The following is a 17082-nucleotide window of genomic DNA, read 5'->3' on the forward strand; positions in this document are numbered from 1 at the left end:
GCGACAGCCACCGTGATTCGCAGCAAAGGAGCTAGCAATGACTGTTTACGCACAGCCGGGTGCCGAGGGTTCGAAGGTCACGTTCAAGGACCGCTACGAGAACTGGATCGGCGGCGAGTGGGTTGCCCCGGTCAAAGGCGCCTACTTCGAGAACATCACCCCCGTCACGGGCAAGGCCTTCTGCGAAGTTGCCCGCGGCACCTCCGAGGACATTGAGCTTGCCCTCGACGCCGCGCACAAGGTTGCACCCTCCTGGGGCAAGACCTCTGCCACCGAGCGCGCAGCCATCCTGAACAAGATCGCCGATCGCATTGACGAAAACGTTGAGCTCCTGGCGGTCGCAGAGACGTGGGACAACGGCAAGCCCGTCCGCGAGACCCTCAACGCCGACATTCCGTTGGCCGCCGACCACTTCCGCTACTTTGCCTCTGCCGTCCGTGCGCAGGAAGGCCACCTCTCCCAGCTGGATGAGGACACTACGGCCTACCACTTCAAGGAGCCGCTGGGCGTTGTCGGCCAGATCATCCCGTGGAACTTTCCCATCCTCATGGCTGTTTGGAAGCTGGCCCCGGCCCTGGCCGCCGGTAATGCCGTGGTGCTCAAGCCCGCGGAGCAGACACCGACGTCCATCCTTGTGCTCATGGAACTCATCGGTGACCTTCTGCCGGCAGGCGTGGTGAACGTTGTCAACGGCTTCGGCGTGGAGGCCGGCAAGCCCCTCGCCTCGAGCTCCCGCATCCGGAAGATTGCCTTCACCGGCGAGACCACCACAGGCCGGCTGATCAGCCAGTACGCGTCCAACAACCTCATTCCCGTCACGCTCGAACTAGGCGGAAAAAGCCCCAACATCTTCTTCGACGACGTTGCCTCCGAGAACGATGCCTTCTACGACAAAGCCCAGGAAGGCTTCACGCTCTTCGCCTTCAACCAGGGCGAAGTCTGCACGTGCCCGTCCCGTGCTTTGGTCCAGGAAGGGATCTACGACTCCTTCATGACGGACGTTGTGGCCCGGACCAACAAGATCATCCAGGGCAACCCGCTGGACACCGACACCCAGATCGGCGCGCAGGCATCGAATGACCAGCTGGAGAAGATCCTCTCCTACATCGACATCGGAAAGCAGGAGGGCGCCAAGGTGCTGACCGGCGGTGCCCGGGCCGAGATGTCCGGTGACCTGGCTGGCGGCTATTATGTGCAGCCCACCATCTTCGAAGGCCACAACCGGATGCGCATCTTCCAGGAGGAGATCTTCGGACCGGTGGTGTCCGTGACCAAGTTCAGCGACTACAACGACGCAATCGGCCTTGCCAACGACACGCTGTACGGTCTGGGCGCCGGAGTCTGGTCGCGCAACGGGAATGTCGCCTACCGCGCAGGCCGGGAAATCCAGGCCGGCCGCGTGTGGGTCAACAACTACCACGCCTACCCGGCAGGTGCCGCCTTCGGTGGCTACAAGTCCTCAGGTATTGGCCGTGAGAACCACGCCATGATGCTGGACCACTACCAGCAGACCAAGAACCTCCTGGTCAGCTACAACGAGAACAAGCTCGGCTTCTTCTAAGAGTTCTTGTACAGCAGATGCCCTTATGGAGCGGTTTTAGGGGCATCAGCTGTACAAAAACTCCCATCATTCGTACAGATCAAAGGAGATCGTCAATGACCACCATGCACGCTGCAGTCGTCACGAAATTTGGAACCGACCTCGAGATCAAGGAAGTGGAACGCCCGACGCCGGGTCCCGGCCAGGCGCTGGTGCGCCTCATCACCTCAGGGGTATGTCATACGGACCTGCACGCCGCTGAAGGCGACTGGCCGGTCAAGCCAACGCCGCCGTTCATTCCCGGCCATGAAGGTGTGGGAGAAGTGGTGGCCCTGGGCGAAGGTGTCACGGACGTTGCCATTGGCCAGTTGGTGGGCAACGCCTGGCTTTGGTCTGCCTGCGGGGACTGCCAGTACTGCCGTACCGGCTGGGAAACCCTGTGTGAGTCGCAGCAGAACGGTGGCTACAGCGTGGACGGCTCGTTCGGCGAGTACATGCTGGTGGACACGCGATTCGCCGCACGCATCCCGGAAGGTTCGGACCCTGTGGAAGTTGCGCCCGTGCTGTGTGCCGGCGTCACCGTTTACAAGGGCCTGAAGATGACCGAAGCCAGGCCGGGACAGTGGGTCACGATCTCGGGGATCGGCGGTTTGGGACACATCGCAGTGCAGTACGCGGTGGCCATGGGTCTCCGGGTGGCAGCGGTGGACATTGCCGACGACAAGTTGGCCCTGGCCCGTGAACATGGCGCCGAGCTGACAGTGAACGCCCTGCATGAGGATCCGGCGGAAGTGATCCAACGTGAAACCGGTGGCTGCCACGGTGTCCTGGTCACGGCGGTGCATCCCTCTGCCTTCGGCCAGGCGATCGGCATGGCACGGCGTGGTGGAACGATCGTTTTCAACGGGCTGCCTCCGGGAGACTTCCCGGCGCCTATCTTCGAGATCGTGCTCAAAGGCCTCACGGTCAGGGGGTCGATCGTGGGCACGCGGCAGGACCTTGAAGAGGCGCTGGAGTTCTATGCGCAGGGAAAGATCAAGCCAACGGTCTCTACCCGGGAGCTCTCGGAGGTCAACGCGGTCTTTGACGAGATGAAGCACGCCAAGATCGATGGCCGAGTGGTTCTGAAGTTCTGATGGACTCCGCCAGCTTGGAAGCTGCGGTGACGCTGCCCGGGGAGGACTTTTCCCGGGTGGCGCTGACCGTAGTGTCCGTGGAACTCCTCCGCAAGCTGTGGGACCAGCACGGACCGCTCATGTTCCATCAGTCGGGCGGCTGCTGCGACGGCTCGGCACCCATGTGCTACCCGGCAGGGGAGTTCCTGACAGGTGATTCCGATGTCCTGCTGGGCAGGTTCGACATTGGAGCTGGCAGTGAACCACAGCCGCTGGAGTTCTGGATGTCCAAGGAGCAGTTCAATTACTGGTCGCACACCCACCTCACTGTGGATGTGGTCCCCGGCCGCGGCAGTGGGTTCTCGGTGGAGTCTCCCGAGGGGAAGCGATTCCTGATCCGTTCCACCCTCATGGACTGGGACGTGCCAAGCAATTAGGTCCAAAGCTGGTGTGATGAGGGCAACCCGCCTTCGTCACACCAGCCACACCTGCCCCACGCCCCACAGGCCGTCTCACTATCTGGGATAAATATGGCCGTCCATTGACCGGACACTATTCTTGATGAGTCCTATACCACTCCCATCCAGAATGTGGCATTTTTATGAACATTTTCAGGACCAAATCGATCGAGCAGTCGATCGCCGATGCCGATGAGCCCGGTCGCAAGCTGAAGCGCAGCCTCAGCACCTGGGACCTGATGATCATGGGCGTCGCCGTTGCTGTCGGCGCCGGGATCTTCTCGGTAGGCGCCAAGGCTGCTGCAAACTTTGCCGGCCCCGCCGTCACCATCTCCTTTGCGATCGCCGCCGTCACGTGCGCGCTGGCCATCATGTGCTACGCAGAATTCGCCACGGCAATTCCCGTAGCCGGCTCCGCCTACGTCTTCACCTACGCGACCATGGGCGAGGTCCTTGCGTGGATTATTGGCTGGAACCTCATCCTCGAACTTTTCACCGCTGCGGCGGTGATCGCCAAGTACTGGGGCATCTACCTCAGTACCGTCTTTGGCCTGATGGGCGTAGACATGCCGCCGTCAATCAAGGTGGGCGGCGTTGACCTCTATTGGGGTGCCTTCCTCATCGTCGCGATCTTCACCGTGCTGCTGGTGTTGGGGACAAAGTTGTCCGCCCGCGTCGGCAACGTCTTTACGCTGATCAAGATCGCCGTGGTGCTGTTCGTGATCGTTGTTGGCTTCAGCTACGTGAAGTTCTCCAACTACACCCCCTTCGTCCCGGCCTCTGAGCCCACCGATTCCGGTGCCGCCGACGTCATGAAGCAGTCCTTCTTCGGCTTCCTCACAGGCGCCGCTCCGGCCCAGTACGGAACGCTGGGCGTCTTCGCCGGTGCAGCCCTGGTCTTCTTCGCCTTCATCGGCTTCGACGTAGTGGCCACCTCCGCAGAAGAGGTCAAGAACCCGCAGAAGACACTTCCCCGCGGCATCTTCGGTGGCCTTGCAGTGGTTACGCTGCTCTACATCCTGGTCTCCCTCGCGCTGACTGGTATGGTCTCCTACACACAGCTGGCCGAGGTCAAGAACCCCACCCTGACTACCGCCTTTGAGGCCGTGGGCAACACGGACGCTGCCAAGATCATCGCGTTCGGTTCCTTGGTGGGTCTGACCACGGTGATCATGGTGCTCCTCATGGGCCTGTCCCGAGTGGTCCTCGCCATGAGCCGCGATGGCTTGTTGCCTCGTTCGCTGTCCAAGACCAGCGAGAAACGCTCCACCCCTGCCCGGCTCCAGATCATCTGCGGCGCCGCTGTGGCACTGGTTGCCGGTCTGACCAATGTGGATCTCCTCGAGGAAATGATCAACATTGGCACGTTGTCCGCCTTCGTGATGGTCAGCCTGGGCATCCTGGTGCTGCGCAAGAAGCGCCCTGACCTCAAGCCCGCCTTCCGGGTCCCGTTCGGCAAGGTCCTGCCGTGGGTCTCCGCGGTGCTCTGCCTCTACCTCATGACCAACCTGGCGGTGGAAACCTGGATCTTCTTCGCGATCTGGCTGGTCATAGGCATGGTCATCTACTTCTCCTACGGACAGCGCCACTCCAGGCTCAACGAGAAGTTCGCCGCAGCCAGGGCCTCCGTCAACGGTGCTCCCGAAGTCCGCCGGGCCGACGGCGACGAAGACAGCTACACGAAGGTCTAAACCAATCACGGCAGCTTGTCAGACAGCTGCCACCTCTTGCCCTACAAGGCGCCCGGAAACATCGGTTTCCGGGCGCCTTCGCGTTACGGCGCAGCATGCTCGCTGACCCACTCCACCAAAGGCCTCAGTACCTCCCAACGGGCAGCGATCTCATCTTTGGCAGCGGGAGTTGAAAGCCAGTCCGGTTGCCCAACCTCCACGCCCGCCGACAACGACTTGTGCTTGAGCAGCTCAGCGCGTGGATGGTCTTTGTCGACACCCCGCGGAACGGTCTTGAGCTTCTCGCCCTCGATGGCAAACCCGGCCGTAGCGATCGAATCAACGATCTCCTGCAGCTCCAATCCACTGTCAGGGGCATCCACGGCGGCCCGGAAACGCGCAAGCTGGGCAGGCGTGTGGGAATGGTAACCACCACCGATCAGCAGTCCATCCGCACTGATCTGGACGTAGAAGCCGACGCCCTCCTGGGTGGCGGCAAAGGCACCTTGGGCAGTTTTGTATGGCGACTTGTCCTGGGAGAACCGGATGTCCCTGTTGGGACGAAAAATCTTGGCCGGCCCGAACCGCGGCTCCAGCTCTGAAAGGAGAGCTGTCAGCGGCTCCTTGACCTCGGCGTCGTACGTTGTTTTATGTTCCAGCCACCATTCACGGTTGTTGTTCTCTTCGAGTTCGGCATAGAAGCGGAATGCGGCTGTAGGGATGCCTTCGAATGTGCTCATGAAAGGATCCTAGGGACCCCACCACCGGCGCAGCCATAGGTCAAAAGAGCTACGTGGAAAAACAAAAAGAACACCCCGCTGCGGAGATCCGCAACGGGGTGTTCCTGGAAAATGCAGTAACGCGAAGACGCTTAGAGCTTGTTGGCTGCTTCGGCGTCGGACTCGGTCTGGCCTGCACCGAGGTTGGCACGGAGCTTGGCGCCGAGATCGGAGTCAACGTTGGTCCAGTACTGGATGGCGCGGTCCTTGATGTCGGCGTTCTTCACGCCGCCCACGGCACCGGTGATGGTGTCCAGGAGGCGGGCCTTGGCAGCGTCATCGTAGACCTCGCGGTACAGGGTACCGGCCTGGCCGAAGTCGCTGTCCTCAGCGTGCAGGGTGTGCGCGGAGAGGGTGAGCTCGCCGTCGTTCTCCCAGCCACCGGCCGGCGAAGTGGGCTCAACAGCAGCCGGGCCACCAACAGAGTTCGGTGCGTACACCGGGGTGGAGGGGGAGTTGAACAGGAAACGACCCTGGCCATCCTGGCTGTAGTTGTTGACCTGGTTCTTGGGCTGGTTCACCGGGATCTGTGCGTGGTTGGTACCCACGCGGTAGCGGTGTGCGTCGGCGTAGGAGAAGATGCGGGCCTGCAGCATCTTGTCCGGGGAAGCAGCGATGCCCGGTACGAAGTTCGACGGCGCGAAGGTGGCCTGCTCGATCTGCGCGAAGTAGTTCTCCGGGTTCTTGTTCAGCTCCATGGTGCCCACGTGGATCAGCGGGTAGTCAGAGTGCGGCCACACCTTGGTGAGGTCGAACGGGTTGAAGCGGTACGTCTTGGCGTCTTCGTACGGCATGACCTGGACGTGCAGTTCCCAGGAGGGGAAGTTGCCATCGGCAATGTTTTCCTGCAGGTCGCGGATGTAGAAGTCCGCGTCCGAGCCGGCAAGTTCTTCAGCCTGGTCACCGGTGATGGTCTTGACGCCCTGGTTGGACTTGAAGTGGTACTTGACCCAGAAGCGCTCGCCAGCGGCGTTGATCCACTGGTAGGTGTGCGAGCCGTAGCCCTGCATTTCACGCCAGGAAGCCGGGAGGCCACGGTCGCCCATGAGCCAGGTGACCTGGTGTGCGGACTCGGGGGAGAGGGTCCAGAAGTCCCACTGCATGTCAGCGTCACGCAGGTGGGTACCCGGGAGGCGCTTCTGGGAGTGGATGAAGTCCGGGAACTTGATGCCGTCGCGGATGAAGAAGACGGGGGTGTTGTTGCCCACGAGGTCGTAGTTGCCCTCGGAGGTGTAGAACTTCACGGCGAAACCGCGGGGATCGCGCCAGGTGTCAGGAGAACCATTCTCGCCAGCGACGGAGGAGAAACGGATCAGCATGTCCGTCTCGGTACCCGGCTGCAGGAAAGCTGCCTTGGTGTAGGCCGAGACGTCCGAGGTGGTCTTGAACGTACCGAATGCGCCGCCACCCTTGGCGTGCACTACACGCTCCGGGACCCGCTCGCGGTTGAACTGTGCGAGCTTCTCCACCAGGTAGTGGTCGGTGAGGATGATGGCACCGTCAGCGCCGACGGACTTCGAGTGCGCGTCGGAGGTAACGGGTGCACCTGACTGGGTTGTTGAAATAGCAGTCATTGTTCTCCTTTTTTCTTATTTCTGAGTTACGGAAGTTACGGGAAGCTGTTGTTTGGACTGGCAGTCCTGGCAGACGCCTTGATAGAGGACATCGGCGATCTGGATGGTCATGGGCTTGGAATTCTCATCCCAGTGCGGGGTGAGGCACGGTGCGTGCCCCACGGCGCAATCCACGTCCTCCACCTTGCCGCAGCTGATACACACGGCGTGATGGTGGTTGTCGCCCACCCGGGTTTCATAAAGTGCCGGGGAGTGCGGGGGTTCGAAGCGGCGCAGCATCTGTAGGTCCGTGAGGTCGCTGAGCACTACGTAAACGGACTGCGCCGTCAGTTCAGGAAGCTCTTTGCGTGCAGCGGTAAGGATGCCTTCTGCCGGGGAGTGTGGATGGTGCTGGACCGCGGCGAGCACCGCCAACCGCTGCTTGGTCACACGACGGCCGTGGGCATGCAGGGCGGCGGCCCATTCTGCTTGCTCGGCTGTGTGATCTGTCATGCATTCATTGAAACACTTATTTTGAGGAGTTCACAATAAGGCAAGGCTAACTTCCGGTGAACGGAGCAGGGCCTCGAGCGGGTTTACTTCCTCAGCGACGGATCGTCCCAGCGCATGGACACGCAAGGGGACGCCGGCGTCTTCGGGTTCCACTGCGACACAACTGAATCCGCTGACGCCGCCAGGCAAAGGAAGCGCTCCCAAGGCCGCACCCATCGCCAGGAGCTCCGCTGGCTGGATATCCCGGATGGAATCGAGGTGCCGGGCCGGCTCAATGACCGCGTGCCGGGGTCCGGCGTCCACGGTCCGCACCAGCGGACCGGACTCACTGACATGCTCGACGGCGGCACTTAGGTCACTGGCGGACGTCGCCGCTGCGTCGGGTCGGCCTCCCCGCAGTGCGTCACGGAGGGCGGCGTCGGTGCCATCGAGTTCCTGTTCCGGCACCCCCGCCCGACGATGGGCCGGCAGCGATAACTGGAGTCCCGGCGTCGTGGTTTCTCCGTCCCACCGTCCGAAAAGGTGGAACGTCGGCGTTGACGACTCCGCCACAGGCTCTCCAATGGCCGAGCCCAACGGGTGCCATTGGTGGGCAAACATGACGACGCACCGCGTCACGCCAAGGACCTCGTGAAGGGCGGCGCGGAGAAGGGTGTGGCAGAAAAGCCAGTCGGCAGCCGAGGAATGCGCGAACTCCGTGGAGGGATCTGAGAGCCTGATCAGGACGTGACCGGCGGTGAGGGGATGGCGCGGCCGGGCAATCTCCCAAAAGCCCGAACGATACAGCAATTGTCGTGACATGACCTTGTCAACTCCTTCCCCCGGGTGAGCCTACCAAGCGGAGTACCACAGAGGGGAGAACAGAGGTGGGAGGGTGCGGCGGGTGGCCACCGCAATGGTCGTTAAGGTAGGACGGTGGCGAAACTACTGGCAGACATCACCCCACTGAAGGAGAGTCCGGCTTTTCGGCGGCTCTGGATGGGGGCATCGGTGGCCGCCATTGGTACCCAACTGACACTGGTGGCTGTCAGCCTGGAGGTCTACCGGCTCACCCAGGAGAGCTTCTATGTAGGCCTCCTCGGCATCTTCGCGCTGGTCCCCTTGGTCATCGCAGGGCTCTACGGGGGATCCGTTTCGGATGCCTACGATCGACGCAAAGTGGCCCTCGTCGCCTCGCTGGTCCTCTGGGCAACAACGGCCGGACTGGCGTTGCAGGCCTGGCTGGAGATCGGCAACATCTGGATCCTCTACGCGCTGGTGGCTATCCAAAGTGGCGCCCAAGGTATCAACGGTCCGGCCCGCAGCGCCATCATCCCACTCCTGGTCCGCAAGGATTTGCTTCCCGCTGCCAATGCCCTGAGCATGCTCACGTTTGGCCTGTCCATGACAGCGGGACCGCTGTTGGCCGGAGTGCTCGTGGCCACCATAGGCTTCGGCTGGACCTACACCATTGATGTCATCAGCTTCACGTTCGCACTGTGGGGCCTCTTCAAGCTGCCTCCGTTGCCGCCGTCAAAAGATGCTGTGCGGCCAGGGCTCCGGTCGGTGGTGGAAGGCTTCCGTTTCCTGGGCACCCGACCCAACGTCCGGATGACGTTCATCATCGACCTCATCGCCATGATCTGCGCGCAGCCGCGGGCTTTGATGCCTGCCATCGGGGCGGTCATGATCGGCGGCGGAGAAACCACGGTGGGTGTACTGCTGGCTTCGACGGCGGTGGGAGCGTTCCTCGCCGGCCTGTTTTCCGGGCCGCTGGGCCGGGTGCGAATGCAGGGCAGCGCCGTGGTGTGGTCCGTGGTTGGTTGGGGAGCCTCGATTGCGGGCTTCGGGCTGGTGGTGTTGCTGGCGGGTGATGCGGGCCGCGATGGCGTGACGCCTTGGTTGGTCCCGGCCGCCCTCTGCTGTGCCCTGGCCGGTATTTCCGACTCCGTCAGCGCCGTGTTCCGCACCACCATCCTCCAGTCGGCTACTCCGGATCACCTGCGGGGACGGCTCCAGGGCGTGTTCATCGTGGTGGTGGCCGGTGGTCCCCGGGTGGGGGACATGCTGGCAGGCGGTGTCACGCAGTTCCTCAGTGAAGGCGGCGTGCTGCTCATCGGGGGAGTTCTCTGCATTGTCCTGGCATGGCTGGCTTCACGCTTGCAGCCCGGGTTCGTTGCCTACGATGCGAAGCATCCTGTGCCCTAGCCTGGCCCGCCACTTCGGCAACGTAGGCTGACAACGGAACACGGCGACCGGCGTCGGCGTTAATCCGTAGAGAACCCCGCAAGAGCTGACGAAAGTGACCAGGGAAACCGTGCATAAACACAACAATGGACTCAAGACTGCCGCGCTCTTCGGTGTGCTGTGGGCGGTGTTGTTGGGTTTGGGCGCCATTATCGCGGCAGGGACCCGCAGCACGACGCCTATCTGGATCATGGCCCTCATCGGCGTTGGTACTACTGCTTACGGATATTGGAACAGCGACAAGATCGCCATTCGCTCCATGGCGGCCTACCCCGTCACCGAGGCACAGGCTCCGCAGCTCTACCAGATCGTTCGCGAGTTGTCCGTGCGTGCCAACAAGCCCATGCCCCGGATCTACCTCTCGCCCACCATGACGCCCAACGCCTTCGCCACTGGCCGCAACCCCAAGAATGCCGCCGTGTGCTGCACCGAGGGGATCCTGCATTTGCTTGATGCCCGCGAACTCAGGGGTGTGCTGGGACATGAGCTGATGCACGTGTACAACCGCGACATCCTGACCTCCTCCGTTGCAGCTGCCGTGGCCGGTGTCATTACGTCCGTGGGCCAGATGCTGCTGATCTTCGGCAGCGGGGACCGACGCAACGCCAACCCGCTGGCCACTATCGCCATGGCCCTGCTCGCGCCGTTTGCGGCATCACTCATTCAGATGGCCATTTCCCGAACCCGCGAGTACGACGCCGATGAAGACGGTGCCGAGCTCACGGGCGATCCGCTGGCACTCGCCTCAGCCCTGCGCAAGATTGAGTCCGGCGTCAGCCAGCTGCCCCTGCCGCAGGACCAGAAGCTCGTCAATGCCTCGCACCTGATGATCGCCAACCCGTTCCGTGGCGGAGGAATGCGGCGCATGTTCTCCACGCACCCGCCCATGAAGGAACGGATCAGCCGCTTGGAACGGATGGCCGGGCGACCACTTTCCTAGGTTCCCGTTGAACCAGGGCTAGGCGAACAGCCCTTCGCCAATGAAACCGCCGGCTTGGACGCCCGGAGGCACGGCAAAGAGCCCCGAGCCCGTGTGCTTCAGGTACTCCACGGACAACGTGTCGCCCTTGGCCAAGGCCAGCTGCATGGGCACGTAGTGCGTCCGGGGATCCTTGACGAACGCAATAAAGAACAGGCCTGCGTCGAGGTGGCCCAGCCCGTCCGAGCCATCCGTGAAGTTGTATCCGCGGCGCAGCATCCTCACGCCGGCATTCTGGTCAGGGTGGGCCAGCCTCATGTGGGAATCCATGGGAATCAAGGGTTCCCCGGCCCGCCCCGCCAACGAGAAGTCGGGCGTGGTGAACTCCTCCCCGCCTGACAGGGGAGCACCCACGCCCTTGGTCCGGCCGATCAGCCCTTCCTGTTCCCGCAGCGAAGTTCGGTCCCAGATTTCGATGTGCATCTGGATCCTGCGGGCCACCAGATAGCTGCCGCCCCTCATCCATTGCTCGCCTGGACCGGCACCCGCGCCAACCCATACGTGCTCCTCAAGAAGAGCATTGTCTTCGACCTTGAGGTTGTTGGTGCCGTCCTTGAAGCCAAAGAGGTTCCGCGGCGTCACCTGCGCCCTGGACGTGGAGGAGGTGCGTCCAAACCCCAGCTGCGACCAACGGACACGCACCTTGCCGAACCCGATCCTCGCAAGGTTGCGGATGGCATGCACGGCAACCTGGGGATCGTCCGCGCAGGCTTGGATGACGATGTCGCCACCGGTTCGCGCAGGCTGAAGATCGTCACCGGGGAAATGCGGGAGGTCGATCAAAGCCTCCGGACGCCGGCCGTCCAGTCCGAAGCGGGCCTTGCCGTCCTTTTCGAACAACCCCGCGCCGAAACCAAACGTCAGGGTGAGCTTTGCCGCGGGCAGGTCCAACGCCTCGCCGGTGTCTTCCGGAGGGGCGTCGTAGGGCCCGTCGACGGCGCCTGTCTTGCCCGTGGGGAGGCCGGTTGTCATGGCCTCGGCCGCGGCTGTCCAGTCCTTGAGGAGCTTGATGAGTTCCTTGCGGTCCTCAGTGGTGACATCGAAAGCGGCCATGTGCAGGCGGTCCTGTGCCGGGGTGGTGATGCCGGCTTGGTGATCGCCAAAGAAGGGGACTGCTGCATCCCCCGCGGTAGTGTCCGCAGCGGAAGCGGTCGCCGCCGTCAGGACATCATGGCCGAGAAATCCAGCGGCCAGCCCAGCTACTGCTCCGGCACCCCCGACCCCCGCGAGCGAGAGCAGGCCGCGTCGGGACATGCGGGAGGTACCTTCTGCAGCGGACGTCGCCACACCGCCGTCGTGCGCCTCCTGGTGAGTCACGACGGCGGCTGGCTCGCCGGAGTGCCCGACGCCGTTACTCTCACCTGGGCGGTTGGCGTCGGCGCTTTCGCCGGTGTGCCCGAAGGGGCAGCCGCTCACAGCACCACGGCTGCGGTGAGCTTGGAGAGGGGCTCACCCAGCGAATCGACCAAGGCCGCGAGCTGCTGGACCTGCTCCTGGCTCAGCTCGTTGTAGTAGACGAAGCCATCGCCCTTGGCGTGCTTCTTGAGTTCGGTTTGCAGGGCCGTGAACTTTTCGTCCAAGGACTGGGCGAGCTCTGCGTCCTTCTGCTCCAGGGCCGGCCTCAGGTTCTCGAAAGCGATGCGGGCGCCGTCAACGTTGGCCTGGAAGTCCCAAAGGTCGGTGTGGGACCAGATCTCTTCTTCGCCGGTGACCTTGCCGGTCGCAACTTCATCGAGCAGTTCCTTGGCGCCGTTTCCGAGCTTGTCCGGGGTCAGTTCCACCGTGCGGGTGCGGGTGACGAGGTCCTCGGTGTCCGCTACCAGTTGCGTGGAAATGGCGGTGCGCTCCGCCGGGGTCATAGCCGTGTACTCTGCCGGCGGGAAGAGGTCCTTCTCGGCGCGGTGCCAGCCGGTCCATTCCTGGCCGGGCTCAAGGTCTGCCTCGCGGGCATCCAACTTGGGGTCCAGGTCGCCGAAGGATTCAGCTACGGGTTCGATCCGCTCCCAGTGCATGCGGGTGGAGGCGTAGAGGTCGCGGGCCTTGCCGGCGTCACCGGCGGCGAAGGCTTCAGCGAAGGCCTTGGTGCCCACAATGAGCTGCTCCGTCTGGTCCTTGACGTAGGCGGCGTACTGCTGGGACCCGTTGTCCAGGAGCTTCTGGAAGTCGGCATCCACGCTGGGCTTGGTGCCGGATTCGGTGACCTCAAAGGACGCGCGGATGCCTTCGCCCTGCATTCCGGGCTTGCACGCAGTGTTGTATTTACCGGCCGGAGCCGTGACCACCAGGTTGCGGGTGATGCCGGGGCCGATGTTCTCCACTTCGCCCAGGATCCGCAGGCCATCTTCGGCCAGCAGGTAGAACTCGGTCACCTCAGTGCCCTCGTTCTTCACGGCAAAGGTGAGGTTGCCGCTCGGTGCGGTTCCCGTGGAGACCTTGCACTCATTGGCGGTGCTGCTGACCTGGATGGGACCATCCGTAGCGCCCGTGGTCTTCGTGTTGTCGGTGCAGCCGGCAAGTACCAGGGGCACAGCGGCGGCCGCGCCAATGACGGCGAGGGTCCTCCGAAGTTTCGGGGAAGAGGATGCGGGCAGGAACATGGGTGTGTCCTTTGTCTTGGGAGTGGGCGTCAGGGCCGGGGATTACGGGTGTGCCGTGACGGCGGTGGTGGAAGTCTTGCGGGAAGCCTGGGGTGGGGCGGAGCGGTTGGCCCGGATGTAGAGGAACAGCACCGGAATGACGTACAGAAGCCACGCCGCCGCTTCGAGCCAGGTGGTGGCGGGGGAGAAGTTCAGCGTGCCCTTCAGCAAAGTGCCGTACCAGGACGACGGCGGGATGGCAGCTGAGACGTCGAAGGCCAGGTTGTTCAGGCCGGGCAGTATGCCGGCTTCCTGGAGATCGTGGATTCCGTAGGCCAGCACGCCCCCTGCGATGATAATGAGGCCAACTCCGGTCCAGGTGAAGAAGCGGCCAAGGTTCACCTTGAGGACGCCCCTGTGCAGCAGGTACCCCAGGCCAGCCGCTGTCAGCAGGCCAAGCAGGGCGCCGAGCAGGGGAAGCGTGGTTTCGCCCGTGGCCTGGGCTGCGGCCCAGATGAAGAGGGCCGTTTCGAGGCCCTCACGGCCCACGGCCAGTGCCGCAACCACCACAAGGCCCCAGGCGGCGCCGTCGGCCGCTTTATCCACTTGCGAGCGGAGTTCGCCACCGAGGCTGCGCGCGGTGCGGGCCATCCAGAAGACCATCCAGGTCACCAGGGCCACGGCCACAATGGACAGACCGCCGCCGATTGCTTCCTGCGCCTCGAAGGTGAGGCCGCGGGGGCCGAACGTCAGAAGTGCGCCGAAGCCAAGCGAAATAGCGATGGCGAGGGCAACGCCCATCCATACCCTGGGGATCAGGTGACGCCTGCCGGTCTTAATGAGATAGGCCATCAGGAGGACCACGATCAGTGATGCCTCAAGGCCTTCGCGCAGGCCGATCAGGTAATTGGCGGTCATGGATTTACTTTCGCTAAGGGGGCCGTACTTAGGCTCACCTAAGGAAGAAGGATACGTTGACTTGCCTATTACGCAAACTAATCGTGCGCTAATCCGCGCATCCATTACGACAGTCGGTGTAGTTTCGGGCAGCAAAAAGCCGGGACGCAGGCCCTGTAACGGGCTCGCATCCCGGCCTTTCGGACGGTGCTGGGACTAGCTGCGGAAGTTCACGAACTGGAGATCGGCCTCTTCGAACTTCTTGAGGATGTTCATGGTCTCCTGAAGGTCGTCGCGGGACTTGGAGGTCACGCGGAGTTCGTCGCCCTGGATCTGGGACTTGACGGACTTGGGGGCTTCATCGCGGATGATCTTGTTGATCTTCTTGGCGATGTCCTGGGCAATGCCTTCCTTGATGGTGCACTCCAGGCGGAATTCCTTGCCGGAGGGGAAGGGCTCGCCCTGGTCCAGGGACTTCAGCGAGATGCCGCGCTTGATCAGCTTGGACTGGAAAACATCCAGGACAGCAAGGACGCGGTCCTCGGAGTTGGCCTTCATGAGGATCTTTTCGCCGCTGAAGTCGATCTCCGCGCCGACGCCCTTGAAGTCGTATCGCTGTGCGATTTCCTTCTGGGACTGGTTGAGCGCGTTGGCGACCTCTTGCTTGTCTACCTTGCTGACGACGTCGAATGTGGATTCGCCTGCCATGACTCTCCTTAGGTTGGGGGCCCTGTGAGGGCGGGTTGGTCTGGCATCCAGCCTAGTACGGAAGCCGCGGCTTGGGGCCGTGGAGCACTTTCACAGTTCGCTCACAGCACATGCAGGGTGGGAACCGAGGGTATGGGTTGAGAGTTGTACCAGTTGGAAGAACGCATCGTCGGAGGATCAGCATGAGCAGCAAGGCCGTCCAGTCCATCAGCAAATCCGCTTCTGCAGCAGCAGGCTCCATCGGTACGGCCGCGGTTGCTGCGGCGAGTGCAGTGGCAGCAGCGGCGGTTGCAGCGTCGATTGTCCTGAGCCCGGTCCCTGATGCCACTTCCCGCATGGATGGAGTGCATGCGGATCTGCTGCGGGCTGTGCAGCTCAACCAGATCACTCCCGAGCAAGCCGAAAAGTTCGAAGCGAAACTGGCTGGCCGGATCCTCGGGGAAGCCTGAAATACGCGGAAATCACGGGTGTCTGCCCTCGATTAGATTCTTCGCAAAAACTTCTGTAAGGTTGTCTCTGCCTTCGGTTACCGGATCGAAAAGAAACGGTCTCCGGAAGTGATCTTCTTTTGAAGTTCGGCAGATTACCCGAGCGGCCAAAGGGGGCTGACTGTAAATCAGCTGGCAACGCCTACGGGGGTTCGAATCCCTCATCTGCCACCCAAGGAAAATCCCCGGAACCACTGGTTCCGGGGATTTTTTGTGTGCCCAGCGAGTTCCCGGCGCCGGGTCCTGCCGGAGGATCCCGCAGTTGTTCGCCCGTGCGCGGCGCGGGAACCGAATGAGCGTGGGTCCAGCCGTACCGCCACCACCCACTTTGATCGCACTTACCCGGCGACTCGCCGCAATCCAGGGCGTGTCATGCCATCTGGGCCCTCAATGTAGGTGGTGACGGTACGGGATCGAGCGGGACGCCGAGCCTAGACTTCACGCTCCCGCCCGAATTCCGTGGTTTGCCTGACCGTCGTGGCTTCCCGAAGCTCGGCGATCTCCATCCGCAGGGCCGCGATTTCGGTCACCAAGTCAGCCATTTCTGCCCGAACGGGTTCCTCGGCTGCGGCGGCTTTCACTTCGGCTGCCGCTGCCACACCCTCAGCGTTCTCTTCAATCCGTTGAACCAGCCAGGAAGCGATGGATGCTGTGACAATACCGAGCACAGCGATGCCGCTCATCATGAGGGCCGCGGCCACGATCCTCCCGATGGGAGTCACGGGATACAGGTCTCCGTAGCCAACGGTGGTGATGGTGGTGACGGCCCACCAGGCGGCGTCGCCGAAGTTGACGATCTTGGCGCCGGGGTCATTCTGTTCGACATCCAGGACGGCCAGTGCGCCGATGAGGATGAGCATCGCGGCTGCACCTGCCACGTAGGTGGCAACCCGCCCGCGCAGGGTTTCGCCTACGGTGCGCTGAAGAACGGACAGCAAAGTGACGAGGCGCAGCAGCCGCAGGGGCCGGAAGAAGGGGAGTATCACGATTAGGAGTTCGTGCAGGTTCCAGAGGAACCACCGCATCCTGTCTTCGGCGAGCCAGAGGTTGACGAAGTAGTCCAGCGCGAAGATGCCCCACGTAATCCAGAGGACAATCTCGAATGGCACCGCATCGGCGCCGTTCACCCGGCCGATGACCTGCCATGCATAGGCAGTGAGGAAAATCAGGGCCGTGGCCATGAGGGGCCATTCCACCAGGTCCCGGTATCGCGCTTGAGTCATACGGGAATACTAGCCACCTGGGACTCCTGCGCCCGGGATGAACCCCATCAGGCGGCGGGCGTCTCCAGCCAGTACCCATCCAGGTGGTGGATCAGTTGGCGGCCCAGGCCACCTTTGAGCTGGATCCACAGCGTGCTGCGGTCGTTGGTCATGCCGTCGATGGTTCCTTCGATGCGGTTGCCGCGGGCATCCTGGAGGACGACGTTCTGGTGCCGTGTGAGTTCCGGCCAGACCTGGCCCTGTGGCCTGGTGGTTTGCAGCGTGCTCAAAGGAGTCCCCCTTGTGGTCATTCATCAACTACGAGTTCCAGACATTCTGCACGGCTTTGATGAACCAGCGGTAAACGTTAGTGCAATC

Annotated in this window: 17 protein-coding genes and 1 tRNA gene; 8 read left to right on the forward strand and 10 right to left on the reverse strand. The window is 62.6% G+C overall.

What is annotated here, in order from left to right; translation table 11 throughout:
• The first annotated feature begins 37 nt into the window (after nucleotides 1-37).
• From LN996_RS12525 to LN996_RS12540, 4 genes are all read left to right on the forward strand, one after another.
• A complete protein-coding gene (locus LN996_RS12525) occupies nucleotides 38-1561 on the forward strand; it encodes an aldehyde dehydrogenase family protein (RefSeq protein ID WP_231340710.1) in 1524 nt (507 codons plus the stop codon).
• Between the two features lie 104 nt (nucleotides 1562-1665).
• Nucleotides 1666-2676: an alcohol dehydrogenase AdhP gene (gene adhP, locus LN996_RS12530; RefSeq protein WP_231340737.1), complete on the forward strand. Its 1011-nt coding sequence runs from the start codon at nucleotides 1666-1668 to the stop codon at nucleotides 2674-2676.
• A complete protein-coding gene (locus LN996_RS12535; protein ID WP_231340711.1) occupies nucleotides 2676-3092 on the forward strand; it encodes a DUF779 domain-containing protein in 417 nt (138 codons plus the stop codon). The genes adhP and LN996_RS12535 overlap by 1 nt, the downstream gene beginning before the upstream one ends.
• Nucleotides 3093-3256: 164 nt before the next feature.
• Nucleotides 3257-4804 carry an amino acid permease gene (locus LN996_RS12540; RefSeq protein ID WP_231340712.1) on the forward strand — a complete coding sequence of 516 codons (1548 nt, stop codon included), beginning with the start codon at nucleotides 3257-3259 and terminating at the stop codon, nucleotides 4802-4804.
• An 83-nt stretch (nucleotides 4805-4887) separates the two neighbouring features.
• Here LN996_RS12540 and LN996_RS12545 read toward each other — a convergent pair whose 3' ends face one another.
• The 4 genes from LN996_RS12545 to LN996_RS12560 form a co-directional block, all read right to left on the reverse strand.
• Nucleotides 4888-5523, reverse strand: a complete 636-nt coding sequence (locus LN996_RS12545; protein WP_231340713.1) for a DUF2461 domain-containing protein — start codon at nucleotides 5521-5523, stop codon at nucleotides 4888-4890.
• Between the two features lie 131 nt (nucleotides 5524-5654).
• A complete protein-coding gene (locus LN996_RS12550) occupies nucleotides 5655-7136 on the reverse strand; it encodes a catalase (RefSeq protein WP_231340714.1) in 1482 nt (493 codons plus the stop codon).
• Nucleotides 7137-7151: 15 nt separating this feature from the next.
• A complete protein-coding gene (locus LN996_RS12555; RefSeq protein ID WP_231340715.1) occupies nucleotides 7152-7628 on the reverse strand; it encodes a Fur family transcriptional regulator in 477 nt (158 codons plus the stop codon).
• Between the two features lie 30 nt (nucleotides 7629-7658).
• Nucleotides 7659-8429: a hypothetical protein gene (locus tag LN996_RS12560; RefSeq protein WP_231340716.1), complete on the reverse strand. Its 771-nt coding sequence runs from the start codon at nucleotides 8427-8429 to the stop codon at nucleotides 7659-7661.
• Between the two features lie 114 nt (nucleotides 8430-8543).
• On the opposite strand from LN996_RS12560, the gene LN996_RS12565 reads away from it, so the two are divergent.
• Together LN996_RS12565 and htpX are read left to right on the forward strand one after the other, a co-directional pair.
• Nucleotides 8544-9815 carry an MFS transporter gene (locus LN996_RS12565; RefSeq protein WP_231340717.1) on the forward strand — a complete coding sequence of 424 codons (1272 nt, stop codon included), beginning with the start codon at nucleotides 8544-8546 and terminating at the stop codon, nucleotides 9813-9815.
• 109 nt (nucleotides 9816-9924) lie between these two features.
• Nucleotides 9925-10794, forward strand: a complete 870-nt coding sequence (gene htpX, locus LN996_RS12570; RefSeq protein WP_090819055.1) for a zinc metalloprotease HtpX — start codon at nucleotides 9925-9927, stop codon at nucleotides 10792-10794.
• A gap of 18 nt (nucleotides 10795-10812) precedes the next feature.
• Here htpX and efeB read toward each other — a convergent pair whose 3' ends face one another.
• From efeB to LN996_RS12590, 4 genes are all read right to left on the reverse strand, one after another.
• A complete protein-coding gene (gene efeB / locus LN996_RS12575) occupies nucleotides 10813-12249 on the reverse strand; it encodes an iron uptake transporter deferrochelatase/peroxidase subunit (protein WP_231340718.1) in 1437 nt (478 codons plus the stop codon).
• Nucleotides 12246-13430, reverse strand: a complete 1185-nt coding sequence (gene efeO, locus LN996_RS12580) for an iron uptake system protein EfeO (protein ID WP_374110818.1) — start codon at nucleotides 13428-13430, stop codon at nucleotides 12246-12248. The genes efeB and efeO overlap by 4 nt, the downstream gene beginning before the upstream one ends.
• Before the next feature lie 42 nt (nucleotides 13431-13472).
• The gene (gene efeU / locus LN996_RS12585) at nucleotides 13473-14327 is read right to left on the reverse strand and encodes an iron uptake transporter permease EfeU (RefSeq protein WP_231340719.1); all 855 of its coding nucleotides are present in this window, start codon (nucleotides 14325-14327) and stop codon (nucleotides 13473-13475) included.
• A 195-nt stretch (nucleotides 14328-14522) separates the two neighbouring features.
• Complete coding sequence (locus tag LN996_RS12590; RefSeq protein WP_017200185.1) at nucleotides 14523-15014, reverse strand: YajQ family cyclic di-GMP-binding protein; 492 nt, start codon at nucleotides 15012-15014, stop codon at nucleotides 14523-14525.
• Between the two features lie 182 nt (nucleotides 15015-15196).
• Between LN996_RS12590 and LN996_RS12595 the strand changes: the two genes are divergently transcribed.
• Both LN996_RS12595 and LN996_RS12600 read left to right on the forward strand, forming a co-directional pair.
• Nucleotides 15197-15463 (forward strand): hypothetical protein, encoded by a 267-nt coding sequence (locus tag LN996_RS12595; RefSeq protein ID WP_211712039.1) that lies wholly within the window; start codon nucleotides 15197-15199, stop codon nucleotides 15461-15463.
• Between the two features lie 128 nt (nucleotides 15464-15591).
• Nucleotides 15592-15673: transfer RNA gene (locus LN996_RS12600), tRNA-Tyr, on the forward strand.
• A 260-nt stretch (nucleotides 15674-15933) separates the two neighbouring features.
• On the opposite strand, the gene LN996_RS12605 is transcribed toward LN996_RS12600, so the two are convergent.
• The gene (locus LN996_RS12605; protein WP_231340720.1) at nucleotides 15934-16725 is read right to left on the reverse strand and encodes a potassium channel family protein; all 792 of its coding nucleotides are present in this window, start codon (nucleotides 16723-16725) and stop codon (nucleotides 15934-15936) included.
• A 47-nt stretch (nucleotides 16726-16772) separates the two neighbouring features.
• On the reverse strand, nucleotides 16773-16994 hold the full coding sequence (locus LN996_RS12610; RefSeq protein WP_231340721.1) for a hypothetical protein: 222 nt from the start codon (nucleotides 16992-16994) through the stop codon (nucleotides 16773-16775).
• Between the last annotated feature and the right edge of the window lie 88 nt (nucleotides 16995-17082).

This window comes from Arthrobacter sp. AK01, assembly GCF_021109375.1.
Taxonomy (GTDB): Bacteria; Actinomycetota; Actinomycetes; order Actinomycetales; family Micrococcaceae; genus Arthrobacter.

Excerpts from the sequence above, each read along its gene's own strand:
- LN996_RS12540 (WP_231340712.1), top strand. The coding sequence starts at position 3,257 with ATGAACATTTTCAGGACCAAATCGATCGAGCAGTCGATCGCCGATGCC.
- efeU (WP_231340719.1), bottom strand. The coding sequence starts at position 14,327 with ATGACCGCCAATTACCTGATCGGCCTGCGCGAAGGCCTTGAGGCATCA.
- LN996_RS12595 (WP_211712039.1), top strand. The coding sequence starts at position 15,197 with ATGAGCAGCAAGGCCGTCCAGTCCATCAGCAAATCCGCTTCTGCAGCA.
- adhP (WP_231340737.1), top strand. The coding sequence starts at position 1,666 with ATGCACGCTGCAGTCGTCACGAAATTTGGAACCGACCTCGAGATCAAG.
- LN996_RS12605 (WP_231340720.1), bottom strand. The coding sequence starts at position 16,725 with ATGACTCAAGCGCGATACCGGGACCTGGTGGAATGGCCCCTCATGGCC.
- LN996_RS12545 (WP_231340713.1), bottom strand. The coding sequence starts at position 5,523 with ATGAGCACATTCGAAGGCATCCCTACAGCCGCATTCCGCTTCTATGCC.
- LN996_RS12590 (WP_017200185.1), bottom strand. The coding sequence starts at position 15,014 with ATGGCAGGCGAATCCACATTCGACGTCGTCAGCAAGGTAGACAAGCAA.
- LN996_RS12525 (WP_231340710.1), top strand. The coding sequence starts at position 38 with ATGACTGTTTACGCACAGCCGGGTGCCGAGGGTTCGAAGGTCACGTTC.
- LN996_RS12560 (WP_231340716.1), bottom strand. The coding sequence starts at position 8,429 with ATGTCACGACAATTGCTGTATCGTTCGGGCTTTTGGGAGATTGCCCGG.
- LN996_RS12555 (WP_231340715.1), bottom strand. The coding sequence starts at position 7,628 with ATGACAGATCACACAGCCGAGCAAGCAGAATGGGCCGCCGCCCTGCAT.
- LN996_RS12550 (WP_231340714.1), bottom strand. The coding sequence starts at position 7,136 with ATGACTGCTATTTCAACAACCCAGTCAGGTGCACCCGTTACCTCCGAC.
- efeO (WP_374110818.1), bottom strand. The coding sequence starts at position 13,430 with ATGTTCCTGCCCGCATCCTCTTCCCCGAAACTTCGGAGGACCCTCGCC.
- LN996_RS12535 (WP_231340711.1), top strand. The coding sequence starts at position 2,676 with ATGGACTCCGCCAGCTTGGAAGCTGCGGTGACGCTGCCCGGGGAGGAC.